This window comes from Streptomyces dengpaensis (assembly GCF_002946835.1).
GTDB lineage: Bacteria > Actinomycetota > Actinomycetes > Streptomycetales > Streptomycetaceae > Streptomyces > Streptomyces dengpaensis.
In genome coordinates this window covers 145,301-161,307 of the sequence record NZ_CP026652.1, presented here as the reverse complement: position 1 = coordinate 161,307, position 16,007 = coordinate 145,301, and the positions used below count along the sequence as shown (strand labels likewise).

At 69.2% G+C, this 16,007-nt stretch carries 13 protein-coding genes and 5 pseudogenes; 13 read left to right on the top strand and 5 right to left on the bottom strand.

Annotated elements, in window-relative coordinates:
* Positions 1-102 precede the first annotated feature (102 nt).
* Positions 103-633 (bottom strand): ABC transporter permease, encoded by a 531-nt coding sequence (locus C4B68_RS00780; protein ID WP_206337054.1) that lies wholly within the window; start codon positions 631-633, stop codon positions 103-105.
* 156 nt (positions 634-789) lie between these two features.
* Positions 790-1,806, bottom strand: a pseudogene (locus tag C4B68_RS44000) (FAD-dependent oxidoreductase); the annotation flags it as partial.
* On the opposite strand from C4B68_RS44000, the pseudogene C4B68_RS42715 reads away from it, so the two are divergent.
* Positions 1,715-2,049, top strand: a pseudogene (locus tag C4B68_RS42715) (TetR/AcrR family transcriptional regulator); the annotation flags it as partial. The pseudogenes C4B68_RS44000 and C4B68_RS42715 overlap by 92 nt on opposite strands.
* 227 nt (positions 2,050-2,276) lie before the next feature.
* Here C4B68_RS42715 and C4B68_RS00765 read toward each other — a convergent pair.
* Positions 2,277-2,870, bottom strand: a complete 594-nt coding sequence (locus C4B68_RS00765; RefSeq protein WP_099506560.1) for a TetR/AcrR family transcriptional regulator — start codon at positions 2,868-2,870, stop codon at positions 2,277-2,279.
* A gap of 126 nt (positions 2,871-2,996) precedes the next feature.
* Between C4B68_RS00765 and C4B68_RS00760 the strand changes: the two genes are divergently transcribed.
* Both C4B68_RS00760 and C4B68_RS41560 read left to right on the top strand, forming a co-directional pair.
* Positions 2,997-3,995, top strand: a complete 999-nt coding sequence (locus tag C4B68_RS00760; RefSeq protein ID WP_099506574.1) for an NADP-dependent oxidoreductase — start codon at positions 2,997-2,999, stop codon at positions 3,993-3,995.
* 94 nt (positions 3,996-4,089) lie between these two features.
* Positions 4,090-4,236, top strand: coding sequence for a hypothetical protein (locus C4B68_RS41560; RefSeq protein ID WP_167458961.1), 147 nt, complete (start codon positions 4,090-4,092; stop codon positions 4,234-4,236).
* A 56-nt stretch (positions 4,237-4,292) separates the two neighbouring features.
* Here C4B68_RS41560 and C4B68_RS40975 read toward each other — a convergent pair whose 3' ends face one another.
* A complete protein-coding gene (locus C4B68_RS40975) occupies positions 4,293-4,460 on the bottom strand; it encodes an AMP-binding enzyme (protein ID WP_107475423.1) in 168 nt (55 codons plus the stop codon).
* Positions 4,461-4,476: 16 nt separating this feature from the next.
* On the opposite strand from C4B68_RS40975, the gene C4B68_RS00755 reads away from it, so the two are divergent.
* On the top strand, positions 4,477-4,827 hold the full coding sequence (locus C4B68_RS00755; protein WP_099506559.1) for a VOC family protein: 351 nt from the start codon (positions 4,477-4,479) through the stop codon (positions 4,825-4,827).
* Between the two features lie 118 nt (positions 4,828-4,945).
* A pseudogene (locus tag C4B68_RS42710) lies at positions 4,946-5,056 on the top strand (IS5/IS1182 family transposase); the annotation flags it as partial.
* 34 nt (positions 5,057-5,090) lie between these two features.
* Here the strand turns inward: C4B68_RS42710 and C4B68_RS00745 are convergent.
* Positions 5,091-5,537 (bottom strand): anthrone oxygenase family protein, encoded by a 447-nt coding sequence (locus C4B68_RS00745; RefSeq protein WP_099506558.1) that lies wholly within the window; start codon positions 5,535-5,537, stop codon positions 5,091-5,093.
* Between the two features lie 90 nt (positions 5,538-5,627).
* Here C4B68_RS00745 and C4B68_RS00740 point away from each other — a divergent pair, with 90 nt between their 5' ends.
* The 8 genes and pseudogenes from C4B68_RS00740 to C4B68_RS00695 all read left to right on the top strand — a co-directional run bounded on the left by C4B68_RS00740 (position 5,628) and on the right by C4B68_RS00695 (position 15,997).
* Complete coding sequence (locus tag C4B68_RS00740; protein ID WP_099506557.1) at positions 5,628-6,206, top strand: TetR/AcrR family transcriptional regulator; 579 nt, start codon at positions 5,628-5,630, stop codon at positions 6,204-6,206.
* Between the two features lie 227 nt (positions 6,207-6,433).
* A pseudogene (locus C4B68_RS42705) lies at positions 6,434-7,049 on the top strand (transposase); the annotation flags it as partial.
* Between the two features lie 129 nt (positions 7,050-7,178).
* A pseudogene (locus C4B68_RS00725) lies at positions 7,179-8,432 on the top strand (IS256 family transposase).
* Complete coding sequence (locus tag C4B68_RS00720; protein ID WP_099506554.1) at positions 8,429-8,908, top strand: hypothetical protein; 480 nt, start codon at positions 8,429-8,431, stop codon at positions 8,906-8,908. The pseudogene C4B68_RS00725 and the gene C4B68_RS00720 overlap by 4 nt, the downstream one beginning before the upstream one ends.
* A 405-nt stretch (positions 8,909-9,313) precedes the next feature.
* Positions 9,314-11,194, top strand: coding sequence for a DUF2637 domain-containing protein (locus C4B68_RS42700; protein ID WP_240634102.1), 1,881 nt, complete (start codon positions 9,314-9,316; stop codon positions 11,192-11,194).
* A 288-nt stretch (positions 11,195-11,482) separates the two neighbouring features.
* Positions 11,483-12,703: an RNA-guided endonuclease InsQ/TnpB family protein gene (locus C4B68_RS00710; RefSeq protein WP_104879931.1), complete on the top strand. Its 1,221-nt coding sequence runs from the start codon at positions 11,483-11,485 to the stop codon at positions 12,701-12,703.
* 212 nt (positions 12,704-12,915) lie between these two features.
* Entirely contained in the window at positions 12,916-13,905 is a 990-nt protein-coding gene (locus C4B68_RS00705; protein ID WP_099506782.1) for an aldehyde dehydrogenase family protein, read from the top strand.
* A 430-nt stretch (positions 13,906-14,335) separates the two neighbouring features.
* Complete coding sequence (locus C4B68_RS00695) at positions 14,336-15,997, top strand: amidohydrolase (protein WP_099506783.1); 1,662 nt, start codon at positions 14,336-14,338, stop codon at positions 15,995-15,997.
* The last annotated feature ends 10 nt before the right edge of the window (positions 15,998-16,007 follow it).

Below are 16,007 nucleotides of genomic sequence, written 5' to 3'. Positions count from 1 at the left end.
GTCGGCCTCGCGCACGGCGGGCAGGATCGGACGCGGTGCAAGACGGGGGCGATGGCGTCGGCGCGACTGGCGGGGGCGTCGGAGATGACCGGCTGAACCCGCTCAGTCCGCGGCCGGTAAGCGAGCGCAGGAGGACGAGCCGGCCGACCCGATGACGGAGGCGACCGAGACGAGTCTGACGTTGGAGACGGCGGCCACACGCAGGCCCGCGCCGATGACCGAGAGGGCCAGTGGCAGCTGCACCGGCAGCAGCTGCTGGCGCGCGGTGTGCCCGAGGGCGGCGGCCGTGGCGAGGACGTCCGCCGGTACCGTGTCCAGGCCGTCCACCACGCTCCGCACGAGCAGTGCGAAGGTGTACCCGCTCAACGCGATCACGACGTTGAGCGGGTCGAGGATCCGAGTGCCCAGCACTTCGGGGATCGTCAGGAACATCACCAGGGCCGGCACGGTGTGCAGCACGCCGAGGCCGGAGACCAGGGGGACGTGCGCCCACCGGTACCGGTGGGCGAGCCAGCCGCAGTGGCAGGGCGAAGACCAGTGCGGCCGCGATCGGCGCAGTCGCGAGCCAGACCGGTCGCCGTCCAGTCCCGCCTGCCGCTCGTTCGCGGTGAAGTAGTCCCACGGGTGGTTCATGGCTGCCGCGTCCCTCTCTGCGCACTCCTGGCGGGGCGGGCACGTCGACCGAAGAAGACTGCCGGCCACCGGGATAGGGGGGATCGCTCCTCGCCCGCAGACGACCGAGTCACCCGGCGGAGGCCAGGACCGCCCCGCACGCCGGCCGGAGCAGGCTCAGCCGCGGTAGGTCTCCAGCAGCCGCAGCCAGACTTCGCCGAGGGTGGGGAAGGCGGGGACGGCGTGCCAGAGCCGGTCGAGGGGCACCTCGCCGGCGACCGCGATGGTGGCCGAGTGCACCAGTTCCCCGACGCCGGGGCCGGCGAAGGTGACGCCCACCACGGTGTTGCGGTCGGTGTCGATAAGCATGCGGGCCCGGCCGCGGTAGTCCTCGCCGTACTGGTGGGCGCCGGCGACGCGGGCGAGGTCGTAGTCGACGACCTCGATGCTGCGGCCGCTCTGCTCGGCCTCGCGGCTGGTCAGGCCGACGGAGGCGACCTCGGGGGTGGTGAAGACGACCTGGGGGACGGCCGCGTGGTCGGCGGTGGCGACATGCGCGCCCCAGGGGGCGTCGTCGATGGGCTCTGCCTTGGCGCGGGCGCCGATGACGGTGCCGGCGATCCGGGCCTGGTACTTGCCCTGATGCGTCATCAGGGCGCGGCGGTTGACGTCGCCGACGGCGTAGAGCCAGCCGCCGTCGACGCCGGTGACCCGGAAGGTGTCGTCGACGGTCAGCCAGTCGCCGGGGGTGAGACCGACGGTCTCCAGGCCGACGTCGCGGGTCTGCGGGGCGCGGCCGGTCGCCAGCAGGATCTCGTCCACGGCCAGCTGCCCGCCGTCGGACAGCGTGATCCGCACCTCGCTGTCCTCGCCGCCCTCGCGGGCCATGGAGGTGACGGTGGTGTTGAAGCGGATGTTGACGCCTGCTTCGCGCAGTCCGTCGGCGACCAGTTCGCCGGCGAACGGCTCCATCCGCTCGAGGAGCCCGTTCTCGAGGACCAGCATGGTCACCTGGGAGCCGAGGGCCTGCCAGGCGGTGGCCATCTCGACGGCCACCACACCACCGCCGACGACGGCGAGGCGGCCGGGCACCTTGTCGGCGCTGGTGGCCTCGCGGCTGGTCCAGGGGCGCACGGTGTCGAATCCGAGAATGGGGGGCAGGGCGGCGCGGGTGCCGGTGGAGACGGCGACGGCGCTGCTGCGGCACTTCCCGACACGCGAGGCGCTGCTCGATGCCCTGCTCCACACGAACTGACGGCAAAGGCAGGCGAGTTCGAGATGTCGAGCTCGCCCGAAGACGCTCTCGTTTCGTGGCTACGCGACTGCGTCGGGTGGACAACCGAGTACCGGGGCGTGACCGTGCTGATGGCAGCCGCCATCGAGGACATCGAATCCGCACTCCGCGCTTCGTGCGTCACTCATCGCCTAACCGGCTCGACGAACTGCTGGATGACGGCACCGCCGGCATCCGTCCCCAACAAGATGCCCTGGGCCTCGAACTGTTCGTGCGCGCCGCCTTCGTCGGCCGCTTCCCAGCGTTCGCGGTCCGCTCCCGGGGAGCGCGCGGCTCGATGCCGGTGACCTTGACCGCCTTGGCGAACTCGGCGTCGATCCGCTCTTGCCGGGCACGCGGCCGAGTTCGCCGGTCCGCGTGCGCGACGATTTCAGCTACGGGCGCGAGGGCGGCGTTCCCCCTCGGTATCGCTGCTCGCTGTGCTGGTCAGGATCGCGCTGGCGACAACGTCGAAGAGGTGATCGGCGCGTGGCGCGAGCGAGCGCTGGTCGCCGAGCCAGGCGAGCGCCTCTACCAGCGCGAACAAGTCGGCGCCATCAATGTCGGTCCGCGCCATGCCCGCGGCCTGGGCACGGGTGAGGAGCCGCGCACCGGCTGCGCGCAGGGTGACGCACGAAGTGTGGAGTGCGGACTTGGGGTCCTCGATGGCGGCTGCCATCAGCACGACCGCGCCCCGGTACTCGGTTGTCCACCCGACGCAGTCGCGCAGCCATGAAACGAGGGCATCGCCGGGTGAGTCGTCCGTTTCGAGGGCGCCTGCCTTGGCGGTCAGCTCGTTGAAGCTCGTGTGGAGCAGGGCATCGAGCAGCGCCTCGCGTGTCGGGAAGTGCCGCAGCAGCGTCGCGAGCCCGACATCGGCCCTGCGCGCGATGTCGCGCAGTGACACGTCGACGCCCTGCTCGGCGATGGCGGTGCCCGCTACTGCGAGCAGGTGGTCGCGGTTCTTCCTGGCGTCGGCCCGCATCTGTCCCTCTTGACTATCCGGATCAGTGGTCCATATATTCGGATCAATGGTCCAGAAAAACGGATCATTGGTTCACTTAGTTTACCCCCGAGAGAGACGCAGGAAAGAGCTGTGCCGAAACAGACCATGAAGGCGATCCAGCTGCACGAGTTCGGCGGCCCTGAGGTGCTGCGCCATGAGGAGGTGCCGGTTCCCGAGCCGGGGCCGGGTGAGGTGCTCGTGCGCGTGCACGCGGTCGGCGTCAACCCTCCTGACCGGTACGCGCGCGAGGGGATGCCCGACATACCCCCCGAGATCAGGCCTCAGTTCCATCTCCCCCTGATTCCGGGGACCGACGTCTCAGGCGTCGTGGAAGCCGTTGCCGCCGACGTCAACGGCTTCGCGGTCGGAGATGAGGTGATCGGCCTTCTGCGCTTCCCCACCGTTCTCCAGAGCAGCGCGTACGCCGAGTACGTCACCGCACCGGCGTCCGACCTCGCCCGCAAGCTGGCTGGCATCGACCACGTGCACGCCGCCGCCCTGGCCATGTCGGGGTTGACGGCGTGGCAGTTCTTGATCGAGCTCGGGCACGATCATCCCTCGCCGTTCCAAGAGGCCCAGCACCGCCCGATGGCACTCGACAGCGAGAGCACGGTGCTCATCAACGGCGCTGCCGGTGGCGTGGGGCACCTCGCTCTCCAACTGGCCAAGTGGAAGGGGGCCCGCGTCATCGCCGTGGCCTCCGGCGCCCACGAGACGTTCCTGCGCGAGCTCGGCGCCGACGAGTTCATCGACTACACCAAGGAGCGGCCCGAGGAGGTCGTCCGTGACGTCGACCTGGTCCTGGACGCCGTCGGGGGTCCAGCCAGCAGGCGCTTCCTGCGCACCCTCAAGCGCGGCGGGTCCCTCTACCCGGTGTACTTCGGCCAGTTCGACGACGAGGAGAACGCGGAGTTGGGTGTCACGGTCACGGCCGTGTCGGTCCGCTCGAGCGGCGCGCAGCTCGCCGAACTGGAGAGCTTGGTTGACGCGGGGAAGATTCGCGTCGCGATCGACAGCACGTTCCCGCTCGCGGATGCCCGGGCGGCGCACGAGCGCATCGCCCGGGGGCACATCCAGGGCAAGATCGTGCTCACGGTCGCTTAGGAACGAGCCGTCTCACCGATAGGAACGAGCCGTCTCACCGATGCGTCCGGCTGTGGCGTTGTCAAGTTGTCCGTGGGTGTCAGGGAACTCGACAGTGCCGCCGCGGCGCATCGCCGCCGCCGAAGACCTGATCGAGTCCGATCTGCAGCGCTGTATACGGCCCGTGGTCGTCGTCTACGACGCCCAGGCGCTGCGGACAGGAAGCGTTGGAGTGGCTACTACCAACCCCAGCATGCCCTGACACACCCTCACCCGCCGACCTCACGGCTAACTTGGCAGCCCTGGGCTGGCTCGGCGTCAGCCTTCCGCGCCCTTCCACAGGGCCTGCGCCTCTTCCGTAAGCGCGGTGCGGACCAGTTTCCCGGTCGCGGTGCGCGGGAGTGCGGTGGTCCGCAGGACGATGCGTCGCGGAACCTTGTAGGCGGCGATCTGGTCCCGGCAGAAGGCGAGCAGCGTCGCCTCCACCGCTTATGCTCGTCACATGATCAATGGTGGACACGTCATCCTCTACAGCCGAGATGCGGAAGCCGACCGGGCGTTCTTCAAGGATGTGCTGGGCTATCCGCACGTGGACGCGGGCGGCGGCTGGCTGATCTTCAAACTGCCACCGGCAGAGATCGCCGTGCATCCTACGGACGGCCCGGAGTCGCACGAGTTCTACCTCATGTGCGACGACGTCAACGCGACCGTGGGAGAGCTGGCCGCGAAGGGCGTCGAGTTCACGCAACCGGTCACAGATGCTGGCTGGGGCCGCCTCACCCGGTTCCGCCTGCCGGGCGGCGGCGAAGTGGGCATGTACGAACCCCGCCACGAGCGAGCCACTGACCTTTGACTTGTTCCTTGCCTTCCGGCCTCGAACGATATCTCGAACCGGGTCGTTCACGATCCCGGGCGGGAAGAGCGACGGCGCATCCGGCGCCGTTGCAAACTCCGGCTGAAGCGCCGCACTCCTGGGACGCTCCCGGGGTGGGCAGACAAGCAAGGTCCACCTCGCCGCCGACCGCAGGTGCCGTCCGCTGGCGTTCGTCCTGACCGCCGGGCAGGCCGCCGACGGCCCGCAGTTCGGCGCCACCAGCGCGGTGTCGGCCCGCGGGCTCAGGCGAGGGCGGCGACCAACAGAGCGAAGGCGGCAATGATGACGGCGACGCGGACGTAGTGGAAGCGGTCCCAGCGGTTCATCTGCTCCTTCCAGTCCTCGGGCAGGTTCTCGGTGGTCCACGTCTTGCCCCGGTTGTTGATCGGGACGAGCAGCAGGAGCGACATGATCACGCTCAAGATCAGCAGCGCGGCGGCGAGGACGACGAGGCCGGCGCCGTGGTGATGCCATCCTGCGATGGCCCAGACCGCGCTCAGGACGAGTGAGCCGATGTACCAGAACGGCATCAAGGTGCCGAGCATCCGGGCCCCGTGGGTGCGGCCGCGCAGGCCGTTGTCGCCGGGGAGTCCGTCGAGGATCGGGTTGATGACGAAGGCGACCGAGAACTCCACCCCCACCATCAGGCCGACGACCACGGTGGTTAAGACCTCGAGTGCGTTGAGCATGATGACCCTCCCGGAATCTAGTGTTGCTAGCTGATGAGGCAACGCTAGCGCTGCTGCCGCTTGCTTGTCTAGCGGCGCTAGAATCGAATCATGTCGGTACAGGAACGCAAGCAGCGCGAACGGGCGGACCGCGAGCGCCTCATCGTGGCGACAGCCCGCGAACTCGCCGAGCAGCAGGGCTGGGACGCGGTCACCACCCGCCGGCTCGCCGAGCGCATCGAATACAGCCAGCCCGTCCTCTACAGCCATTTCCGCGGCAAGCGCGAGATCATCGGCGCCGTCGCCCTCGAGGGCGCCGCCGAGATGGCCGCGGCGCTGCGGGCCGCGACCTCCGCCGCGGACGGCCCTCGCACCCGGGTCACCGCCCTCGCCCGCGCCTACCTCGACTTCGCCGAGCGCAACCCGGCGGTCTACGACGCCATGTTCCAGCTCGACGGCGGCCTGGCGTTCGCGGACGAGGACACCCCGGAGCCGCTGAAGGACGCCTTCGCCGCCCTGCTGGAAAGCCTCGGCGAGGTCGCCGGGGACGGCGTCCACCCGGCATTGTTCACCGAGGTGTTCTGGGCGGCCATGCACGGGCTGGCCACCCTGACCCGGGCGGGACGGCTGCCGCCGGGGGACGCCGAGCGGAGGGTGGAGCTGCTGGTGGACCGACTCGCCATGGTCTGACACACCGTCCCGGCGGGCACGCAGCCGGGGTCCTCGGGCCCCGCTGCCTGCCTGCGGCATCGCTTCCGGCCACTCGCGCCCACACGGCGCAGCCGCAGATCCCCGGGCCCTGTACCCCAGACGGGGCACCCGCCCCGGAAGCTGCGGGGCAGTGCCGCAGATGCGGGCAGTCGTCTTGGAGCCCTTGAAGCGGTGTCCAGGCACGTCGGCCTCGTGAAGAGCCGCCGGGACGGCAGCGGAACATCGAGGTCTGGGTGGAACGGCTGCGCACCATTTTCACCAGCGACTACCTGCACCAGCCGCCGCTCGTCGAGCAGGCTATGGGGCGGCAAACCCTCGCGCTGGTAGCCCAGTTGGATGCCGCCTGCCGGGCAGCCGACGACCTCGCCGAGGCTGCGGCCGAGGCGTTCGCCGGGCATCCGGACGCCGAAATCCTGGGCGGCTTCCCGGGGATAGGGCCGCTCACCCGGCGCACGCGTCCTGGCCGAGATCGGTGACGACCGCGCCCGCTTCGCCGACGCCCGCGCTCTGAAGGCGTATGCCGGCTCGGCGCCGGTCACCATCGCCAGCGGCAAGAGCCACCTCGTGCGCCACCGTCGGGTGAAGAACCAGCGCCTGGCCGCCGCAGGCTACGTATGGATCTTCGGCGCGCTGCCCTCCCCACAGGTCAAGGCCGAATACGACCGACGCCGGGACCTCGGGGACCGGCACACCGCCGCCATGCGCAACGTCTTCAACCGCCTCCTGGGATGCCTCCACCACTGCCTGCAGACCGGGCAGAGGTTCGATCCCGGCAAGGCGTTTCCCGCCGCGTCCACGGCGCCAGTCACGCTCGCGGCTTGACTTCTTAGCAAGCTCGGATGTCTGTGGATCGGCCTCGGGGTGGCGCGCGAAGGGCGTACCTTCCCGAGTGATCGATTGAAGGTCACCGAGTAGGCCGACGCTGCGAACGTCGGTCGGGAAGGCACGCCCGTGCTCAGCGTAGTCAACGCCGATGGCACCACCCCGAATGGCTCCTTGATTGACGAGATCGTCCGTGAAGGCGCACGGCGTATGCTGGCCGCCGCGATGGAGGCCGAAGTCAACAGCTACATAGCCGAGTTGGCGGATCAGAGGGACGAGACCGGCCGGCGTCTGGTCGTGCGCAACGGTTTCCACCAGCCGAGGAAGGTCGCAACGGCGGCCGGGACGGTCCAGGTCAGGGCCCCGCGGGTGAACGACAAGCGGATCGATGAGGTGACCGGTGAGCGCAAGCGGTTCTCGTCGGCGATCCTGCCGCCCTGGTGCCGCAAGTCCCCGAAGATCAGCGAAGTGCTGCCGCTGCTCTACCTCCATGGCCTGCCTCCGGCGATTTCATGCCCGCGCTCCAGCAATTCCTCGGCTCCTCGGCGGGCCTGTCGCCCGCGACGGTGCCCCGGCTGACCACTCAGTGGCAGGCCGACCACACGGCGTTCATGGACTGCGACCTGTCCACCACCGACTACGTCTACGTCTGGGCCGGCGGCGTCCACCTGCGGATACGCCTGGAAGAGGCAAAGGCCGCCGTGCTCGTGCTGATGGGGGTACGCGCGGACGGCACCAAGGAGCTGATCGCGAATGACCGACGGCTATCGCGAGTCGTCCGAGGCATGGGCAGCGCTGTTGCGCGACTGCGCTCGCCGGGGCATGCGAGCCCCGGTCCTGGCCGTCGGCGACGGCGCACTCGGCTTCTGGAACGCGTTGCACGAGGTCTTCCCCGACACTCGCCACCAGCGGTGCTGGGTGCACAAGACCGCCAACGTCCTGGACGCACTGCCGAAGTCGGCCCAGCCCGCCGCCAAGCGCGCTATCCAGGAGATCTACAACGCCGAGGACAAGGAGCACGCGGCCCAGGCCGTCGCCGCGTTCGCCAAGCAATACGGGGCGAAGTACCCCAAGGTCGTCAAGCGGATCACCGACGACGAGGACGAGCTCCTGGCGTTCTTCGATTTTCCCGCCGAGCACTGGATCCATCTGCGGACCACGAACCCCATCGAGTCAACCTTCGCCACCGTCCGGCTGCGAACCAAGGTCACCAAAGGCGCCGGCAGCCGGGCCGCCGCGTTGGGCATGGTGTTCAAGCTGATCGAATCCGCACAGGCCCGCTGGCGCGCAGTCAACGCCCCCCACCTGGTTGCCCTGGTTCGGGCCGGTGCCTGCTTCGAGCGCGGCCAGCTGGTTGAGCGGCCGGAAGGGATCGCGGCATGACCGGCCCCCACCTCGACGAGGAGCCCGCCGAGCACCGGCGCTTCGCCCGCTACCTGCAGGCACTGGAAGCCGTCGCCGAGGCGGACGAGGCCGACCTGGTGGCCGCCGTCCTGCGCGACCAGGACGCGACGATGGCGGACAGCGCGGTGGGACGCCATCTGGACCGCCGGGCCGCCGACCTGCTGACCGACCCCCGGTTCACGGCCTGGGCCCAGACCATGACCGAGGTGATCACGGATCGCGACTTCCTCACCCTCCGCCTGCGCGAGTGGACCCTGCTCAGAACCATCGCCCTGGGCAACCCATGGACCGCCGAAGAGCTCACCGGGGCGACCGACTGGTTCCAGCGCACGGCCGCAACCACGCAGATCGTAACCTCACCCAAGGCCCTCAGACTGCTGGCCGAATGCGGACGAACCAGCCGCATCCGAAACGCAGCGAGCCGTCAGTTGCGACACAGGGACCAGCCCAACTGAATTGATCCACAGGTCTTGACGATTCCTCAACAGGCCGCGGCTCGGGCCGACTGACCCAGTCGCCCACGGCCCCGCCCCCTGCCATGCGGCGGGAGAGCGGGGCCGTTCTGCTTCCTCCCGGATCCCGCTGATCCAGCGCGTGCAGCCAGCGCACCAGGTTCCGAGAACGTCCCCGCATCGGTCGCCGCACCCGAACACGTATCGCTGCCTTGACAAAACGGTGAGGCCCCTGGGCGCTCCGTCGTGACTTGGTACCGGTCGACGGAAGATCAACCGGTACCAAGTCCCAAGCGATTACTTTCCGTTGACGATCTGAAGCAGGGTGCTCCTCATACACACAGCACCACACAGATCATGGGAGTGTGAGAGCTGCTCAGTTGTGAGGCTCGAACAGGGGAGTGGGACGTGGCTGCGGGAAACGGTGAGATACCCCAGCTGACCCGGACACACCAGGTCCTCATCGGTGTGGTCGTGACGGGCGCCGTGATCATCGCCGCGATCGGCTTCGCGGGTTCGTACGCAGCCGTCCGCGAGCTCGCTCTCCAGAAGGGCTTCGGGAACTTCTCCTATGTCTTCCCGATCGGTATCGACGCGGGCATCTGCGTCCTCCTCGCCCTGGACCTGCTCCTGACCTGGATCAGGATCCCCTTCCCGCTGCTGCGCCAGACGGCGTGGCTGCTGTCGGCGGCGACGATCGCGTTCAACGGTGCGGCGGCCTGGCCGGACCCGCTGGGCGTGGGCATGCACAGCGTGATCCCGATCCTGTTCGTGGTCGCGGTCGAGGCGGCCCGGCACGCGATCGGCCGGATCGCCGACATCACCGCGGACAAGCACATGGAAGGCGTCCGCCTCACCCGCTGGCTCCTTTCGCCCGTGCCCACGTTCCTGCTGTGGCGGCGCATGAAGCTCTGGGAGCTCCGCTCCTACGAACAGGTCATCAAGCTGGAGCAGGAACGCCTGGTCTACCAGGCCAGCCTCCGCTCACGCTTCGGCCGCGCATGGAGGCGCAAGGCCCCCGTCGAAGCGCTGATGCCGCTCCGCCTGGCCCGGTACGGCGTCCCGCTCGCCGAGACCGCGCCCGCTGGTCTCGCCGCCGCTGGCATCGAGGAGCCACCGATCCTGTTCACCGTCGAGCGGGTCCCCGCCCTCAGGCGGCCGGAAGACACCACACTCGAGACGGCAGCAGAGCACGAGCAGACATCGGCCGAGCTGGAGAGTGCGGAGCCGGAACCGGTTCAGCCCCCGGTCTCAACTCCGGTTCCCGAGCAGCTGGAGGAACCGCAGGAGTCGGCCGAGGAAGCCGCCGAGCGGTTCGCCGAGGCCTACCAGGCGTTCCTCACCCAATTCCAAGTCGAACCGACCCCGTCGCAGTGGGCCTTCTGGCTCCGCGACACCTATGGCATCTCCACGGGATCCGGCGCCCCGCTCTCCCAGGACCAGGTGCAGCCCCTGCTCCAGGTCCTCCATGCGCGCTATGCGCCCGATGGCCAAGGGCCCGCAGACGCCGACCAAGGGGAGCCGGCCGACCATTCGTGGTACGACTACTTCCACAGCCGCTGGCGCACCTACGTGCAGGAGTACGGCACGTACCCGGATGCCGCTGCCCTCGCCGCGTACGTGTATGAGCGGGACTCCATCACGGGAGACGGCGGTCGACCCATCACCGGCGACGACTTGGCAGCCTTCGTCGCGAGCTTCCAGGAGCGCGAGGTCGGCAGCAGCGAGCCACCCGCCGAAAAGGCATCCGCCGATCCCGGCGAGCAGGCCGCCGACGAGGTCCTCCCGGAGGAGGAGCCCGAGGCAGCGTCCGCCGGTGCGGGTGCGCAGGCCGCCAAGGAGAAGCGCATCCCGCGGGTGAACGCCCCCATCGATGCCCCGCCGCCAGGTCCGGAGAAGACAGCGGGAGAGGGCGCGGTCCTCACCACAGCCGACCGCTACTACCTGGCGTGGACGGGATACCAGACCGAGCACGGCGACGAGCCGACAGCCGAGGAACTGTCCGCCTATCTCGCACAGCAGGACATGTACGGCCGGGGCGGCAAACCCGTCAGCCCTGGCAATCTGCGCCGCTACTTCCTGCCGTCCCGCGTCTACAACGCCTGGGCCGAGTACCGGATGCGCAGCGAACAGCCTGCGCCCGACGCCGTTGCGCAGGAGTGCGCAGCCCGCGGTATCACCGCTCAGTACAACAAGCCCGTAACCACCGACTACATCACCGAGAACGCCGCAGACTTCGAGCGCCGCTGGCAGGCCCTCATCCGCCACCACACCAGCGCGCAGCAGTAACTCCGCCACCGCGCACCGATTGCGCATCCGGTGCCACGTCACGGCCAGCAGGCTGCGCAATCACGGAGGACCGATGCACGCACTGCGCATCGACCCGGACACGATGGTCACCGGTTCCTCCGAGGATGCCCCGGCCTTCAGGCCGGGGAGGATTCGGACTCCTGCGGAGCAGGGCAGGAAAAGCCGAATCGCCGCCAGGGCGATTGGGCGTCCGCCCTTCGCGCAGGTGAGGCACCACAAAGATCAAATGGGGGTCAACTGTCGTACCTCCCGGGTAGGTTGAGATTCATGGCTGCGGGAGCGATGACGGAGGGTGCAGGGCACGCCCGGTACACCTATCGTCTTCGCGTCTCGGCCGGCGCCGAGAAGGCCCTTCTCGGCGAGTGGGACCGCTGCCGGTGGGTGTGGAACGAGTGCGTGGCCAAGTCCAAGGCCGTGCACCGGCGCAACAAGGCGACCGGCGAGAAGCAGACATGCGGGCCGGCCCAGCTCGACACGATGCTGACCCAAGCGCGGCGCACCACCCCGTGGCTGGCCCGCGGATCCTCGGTTCCTCAGCAGCAGATCATCCGCGACTTCGGGAAATCCCGTGCCAAGGCCCACAAGGACGTCAGGGACCGGTTGCCCATGCGGCAGCGGGCAGGGATGCCGCGCTGGAAGAAGAAGCGCGAGGCGCGCGCGACCTTGAACTACACCAAGCGCGGCTTCCGCCTCAACGACGGCCGGTTGCATCTGGCCGGCGGCATCAGTCTGACGGTGGTGTGGTCCCGCGGCCTTCCGGCCGACCCGTCCAGCGTCCGCGTCCACCAAGACAGTGTGGGGCACTGGTACTGCTCCTTCGTCGTTGCCGCCGAGATCCAGCCGCTCCCGGCGACGGGCCGGGTGCTCGGCGTGGACTGGGGCGTGAAGGAGACCGCAACCACCACCAGCGACGACCACGACCTTCCGCATGCCGGGCATGGGAAGAAGGCTCAGGCGAAGCTGACCCGGTACGACCGGATGATGGCGCGCCGCAAGCCGAAGAAGGGGCAAGCGGGGTCGAAGGGCTACCGGGAGGCACAGCGGCTCCGTGCGCAGCTGCACAAGAAGGTCGCCCGGCAGCGGGAAGACACCGGCCGCAAGTGGGCCAAGAAGGTCGTGCGCGACCACGACGCCATAGCGGCAGAGGACTTCCGGCCCAAGTTCCTCGCCAGGACCACCATGGCGCGCAAGGCAGCGGACGCGGCCATCAGCAGCACGAAGAGGGCACTGCTGGAGATGGCGCGCAAGCACGGGCGCATCGTGCACCTGGTGCACCCCGCGCACACCACGATGGACTGTGCGCAGTGCGGAGCGAGAACCAAGCACGCACTGCCTCTTTCCGAGAGAACGTATGCCTGCACCGCGTGCGGAGCCGTCTGCCCCAGGGACAAGAACTCCGCGCACGTGATGCTGGTCCGGGCGGGTCTGAGCCCGGCAGGTATCGAGGGCGTAAGACCTCCTGGCCCGCTGGGCCAGGAGGCGGCCTGAGCCTGGAATCCCCACTCAACTCTGAAGGAGAAAATCCCCTCCCTTCAGGGAGGGGAGCAGTCAACGTGTGCGCGTTCAACTCTGCTGTCCCGTCGTCGCGGTGGCGTGGCTGCTCGCGGTCCGAGCATCGCTGTCCTCGCCCTGCGCCATCAGGTCCCGAGAGGCGATGCGGTCCATGTGCCGCGCGAACACGGCCTCGGCATCGGGTGCACATGACCGGCGGCCAGGCGACGCACGATGCCATCGTGTGGGGTGTGGGGCAGGCCGGAGCCGACGCCCGTGCAGCCGGGGCCCCGCAGCTGACCAAGCCCATCACCAGCGAACTCGGCGGCGTCGGCCCGGTGATCGTCGTGCCGGGCACCTGGTCCAAGGCCGACCTGCGCTTCCAGGCCGAGCACGTCGCCACACAACGGCTGCACAACAGCGGGTTCAACTGCGTCGCCGCCCAGGTGGTGGTCGTCAGCTCCGACTGGCCGCAGAAGGGTGAGTTCGTCGAGGCTCTGCGGACGGCACTGGCGCAGGCCCCCGCACGGCCGGGGTGGTACCCGGGCTGTGAGACCCGGGTCTCCGGTGCGCGGGCACTGCACCCCGCAGCCGAGGCCGTCGGCGGGACGCCCGAGCGCACTCTGCTGCCGGGCCTGGACGCGACCGACACCGCGGAGAGCGCCTTCACCACCGAGTACTTCGGACCGGTGCTCGGCCTCGTCGAGCTGCCCGGTGCCGGAGCCGACTTCCTCGACGCGGCAGTCACCTTCGCCAACGAGCGTCTGTACGGCACGCTGGGCGCCAACATCGTCGTTCACCCCTCGACAGCGGCCCGGCTGGGACCGCACCTGGACCAGGCCGTCGCCGACCTTCGCTACGGCACGGTCGGCATCAACGCATGGACCGGGGTCGGCTACCTCACCCCCCGCGCGACCTGGGGCGCCTTTCCCGGACACACGCTCCAGGACGTGCAGAGCGGCATCGGCGTGGTCCACAACGCGCTGTTGCTCGACCGAACCGAACGCACCGTGGTCCGCGGGCCCTTCCGTCCGGCCCCGCGTTCCCTCCTCAACGGCGAGTTGGCCCTCTCACCCAAGCCCGCGTGGTTCGTGACGAACCGGACTGCTGCGACGACCGGCAGGCTCCTGACCGCGTTCTCGGCGCGCCCGCGCTGGACTGCCCTGCCGGCCATCTTCGCCTCGGCCCTGCGAGGCTGAGTCACGCCGGGACCCTCGGGACCCTCCCTGATCGGTGCGACGAGTTCCGCTCCCGGTGAGTCGACAGAGCCGCCGGCCACGTCATGGGCCGCCTGCAGTTCAGGCGGAGCGGAATGTGGCAGTGCCGTGACGGGGCTGAGTCCTGGCGGACGAGCCGCCGCTGCTGCAAGCGGAATTGGATCGGGCGCTCAACGGCCGCTGCACCGGTCGCTGGTCCACGGGGAGTGGTCGATCAGTCCGAAGCCCCCGTGGTTCGTGTCCAACCGGACCGTGGCCGGCACCGGCCGTCGCCTGGTCGCGTTCCACGCCCGGCCGCGCTGGAGCGCGCTGCCCGGCATCTTCGCCTCAGCCCTGCGTGGCTGATCGCTCACCTCCAACCATCCGAACGGTCCTTCGATCGACGGGCCGACCCAGAAGGGACGTCAACGCCATGACCGCAGCCGGGCCAGACCTGATCCTCCACAACGCCGCCGTCTACACGGTTGATCCGGATCGTCCTTGGGCGAGCGCGGTGGCGGTCGCCGACGGCCGCGTCGTTTCGGTCGGGAGTGACGACGAGGTGCTTCCGCTGGCGAAGGAGCGAACGGTCGTCCGTGACCTCGGTGGTCGCATGATGATGCCTGGCATCGTCGACGGACACTCGCACCTCATGCTCGGCGGCGCTGCCGACTACTGGGAGGTCGCCATCGACCCCTCGGACTCCCTCGAGAAGATCCTCGACATCGTGCGCGCCGAGGCGGAGCGCCTCGAGCCCGGCACGTGGATCATCGGCGGCATCGTCGGCAGCCTGGTGATGGGCGAGATCAAGGACGCTTCGTACCTGGCCAGACTCGACGAGGTCAGCCCGGAGCACCCGGTCCTGTTGCGCGACGACACACAGCACAACCGATGGGTGAACTCGCGGACTCTTGACCTGATGGGCGTGACGGCGGACACGCCGGATCCCGAAGGCGGCTTCTACGTTCGCGACGCCGAGGGGCAGTTGACGGGAGTCCTGTGGGAGCTGGCATGTCGCCATGCCGAGGAGGTTGCCCAGGCCCACATGCCCGATCTGGCGGAGCGGAAGGCGAAGTCGGCGGAGCGGGCGATCGAGATTCTGAACTCGTTCGGCATCACCGCGACCCAGGAGGCTGCGACGTTCCGTACGGCGTTGGCGGCCTTCCGTGACCTCGACGAGAGCGGGGCGCTAAACGCGTGGGTGGTGGCCTCGTTGCCGGCGCGCGACTTCGTCGTCGACGTCGGCGAGGTCGGGGACGAGCTGTTCAACGTGGCCGAGGAGTACCGCACCGCGCATCTGCGGCCCGACTTCATCAAGGGCGTGGTCGACGGCATTCCCATGTCGTACACGGCGGCGTTCCTCGAGCCGTACACCGGAGACCACCATCACCACGACTTGCACTACGCGGGGACGACCTACTTCACGATGCCGGAACTGGTGCGCCTGCTCGACAATGCGCATCGGCGTGGTCTTGGCGTCAAGCTGCACGCCCTCGGGGACGGATCCGTACGCCTGATCCTCGACGCGGTCGAGGTCGTCCGGGACCTGCGGGGTCCGGGCCTTCGCGCCCAGATCGCGCACGTCGCGTTTGTGCACCCCGACGACCTGCCCCGTTTCGCCGAGCTCGGCGTCGTGGCAGACCTGTCACCCGCGGTGTGGTGGCCGAACCCCATCACGGAGGCGGTCCGTGCCGTGCTCGACGACGAGCGGATGGACCGCATATGGCCGTTCCGCGACCTGGACGAGACGGGAGCGCTGCTGGTCGCCGGGTCGGACTGGCCCTGCGCGAATCCCACCCCGTCGCCGTGGCTCGGCATCGAGGCGATGGTGACGCGCGCCGACCCGACCGGTTCCTTCCCAGGAGAGCTGAATCGAGAGCAGGGGCTGGACCTCGAGACGGTGTTGAGGATCTACACCCACAACGCGGCGGTCTCGATGGGCCTCGGCGACGAAGCGGGCCGGATTGCCGTCGGGCGCTCGGCCGACCTCATCGTCCTGGACCAGAACCTGTTCGAGATCGCCCCCGAACGGATCCACCGAACGCAGGTCGACGAGACGTACTTCGCCGGCCGCCAGGTCTACAGTCGCGGCTGATCCTGGCATC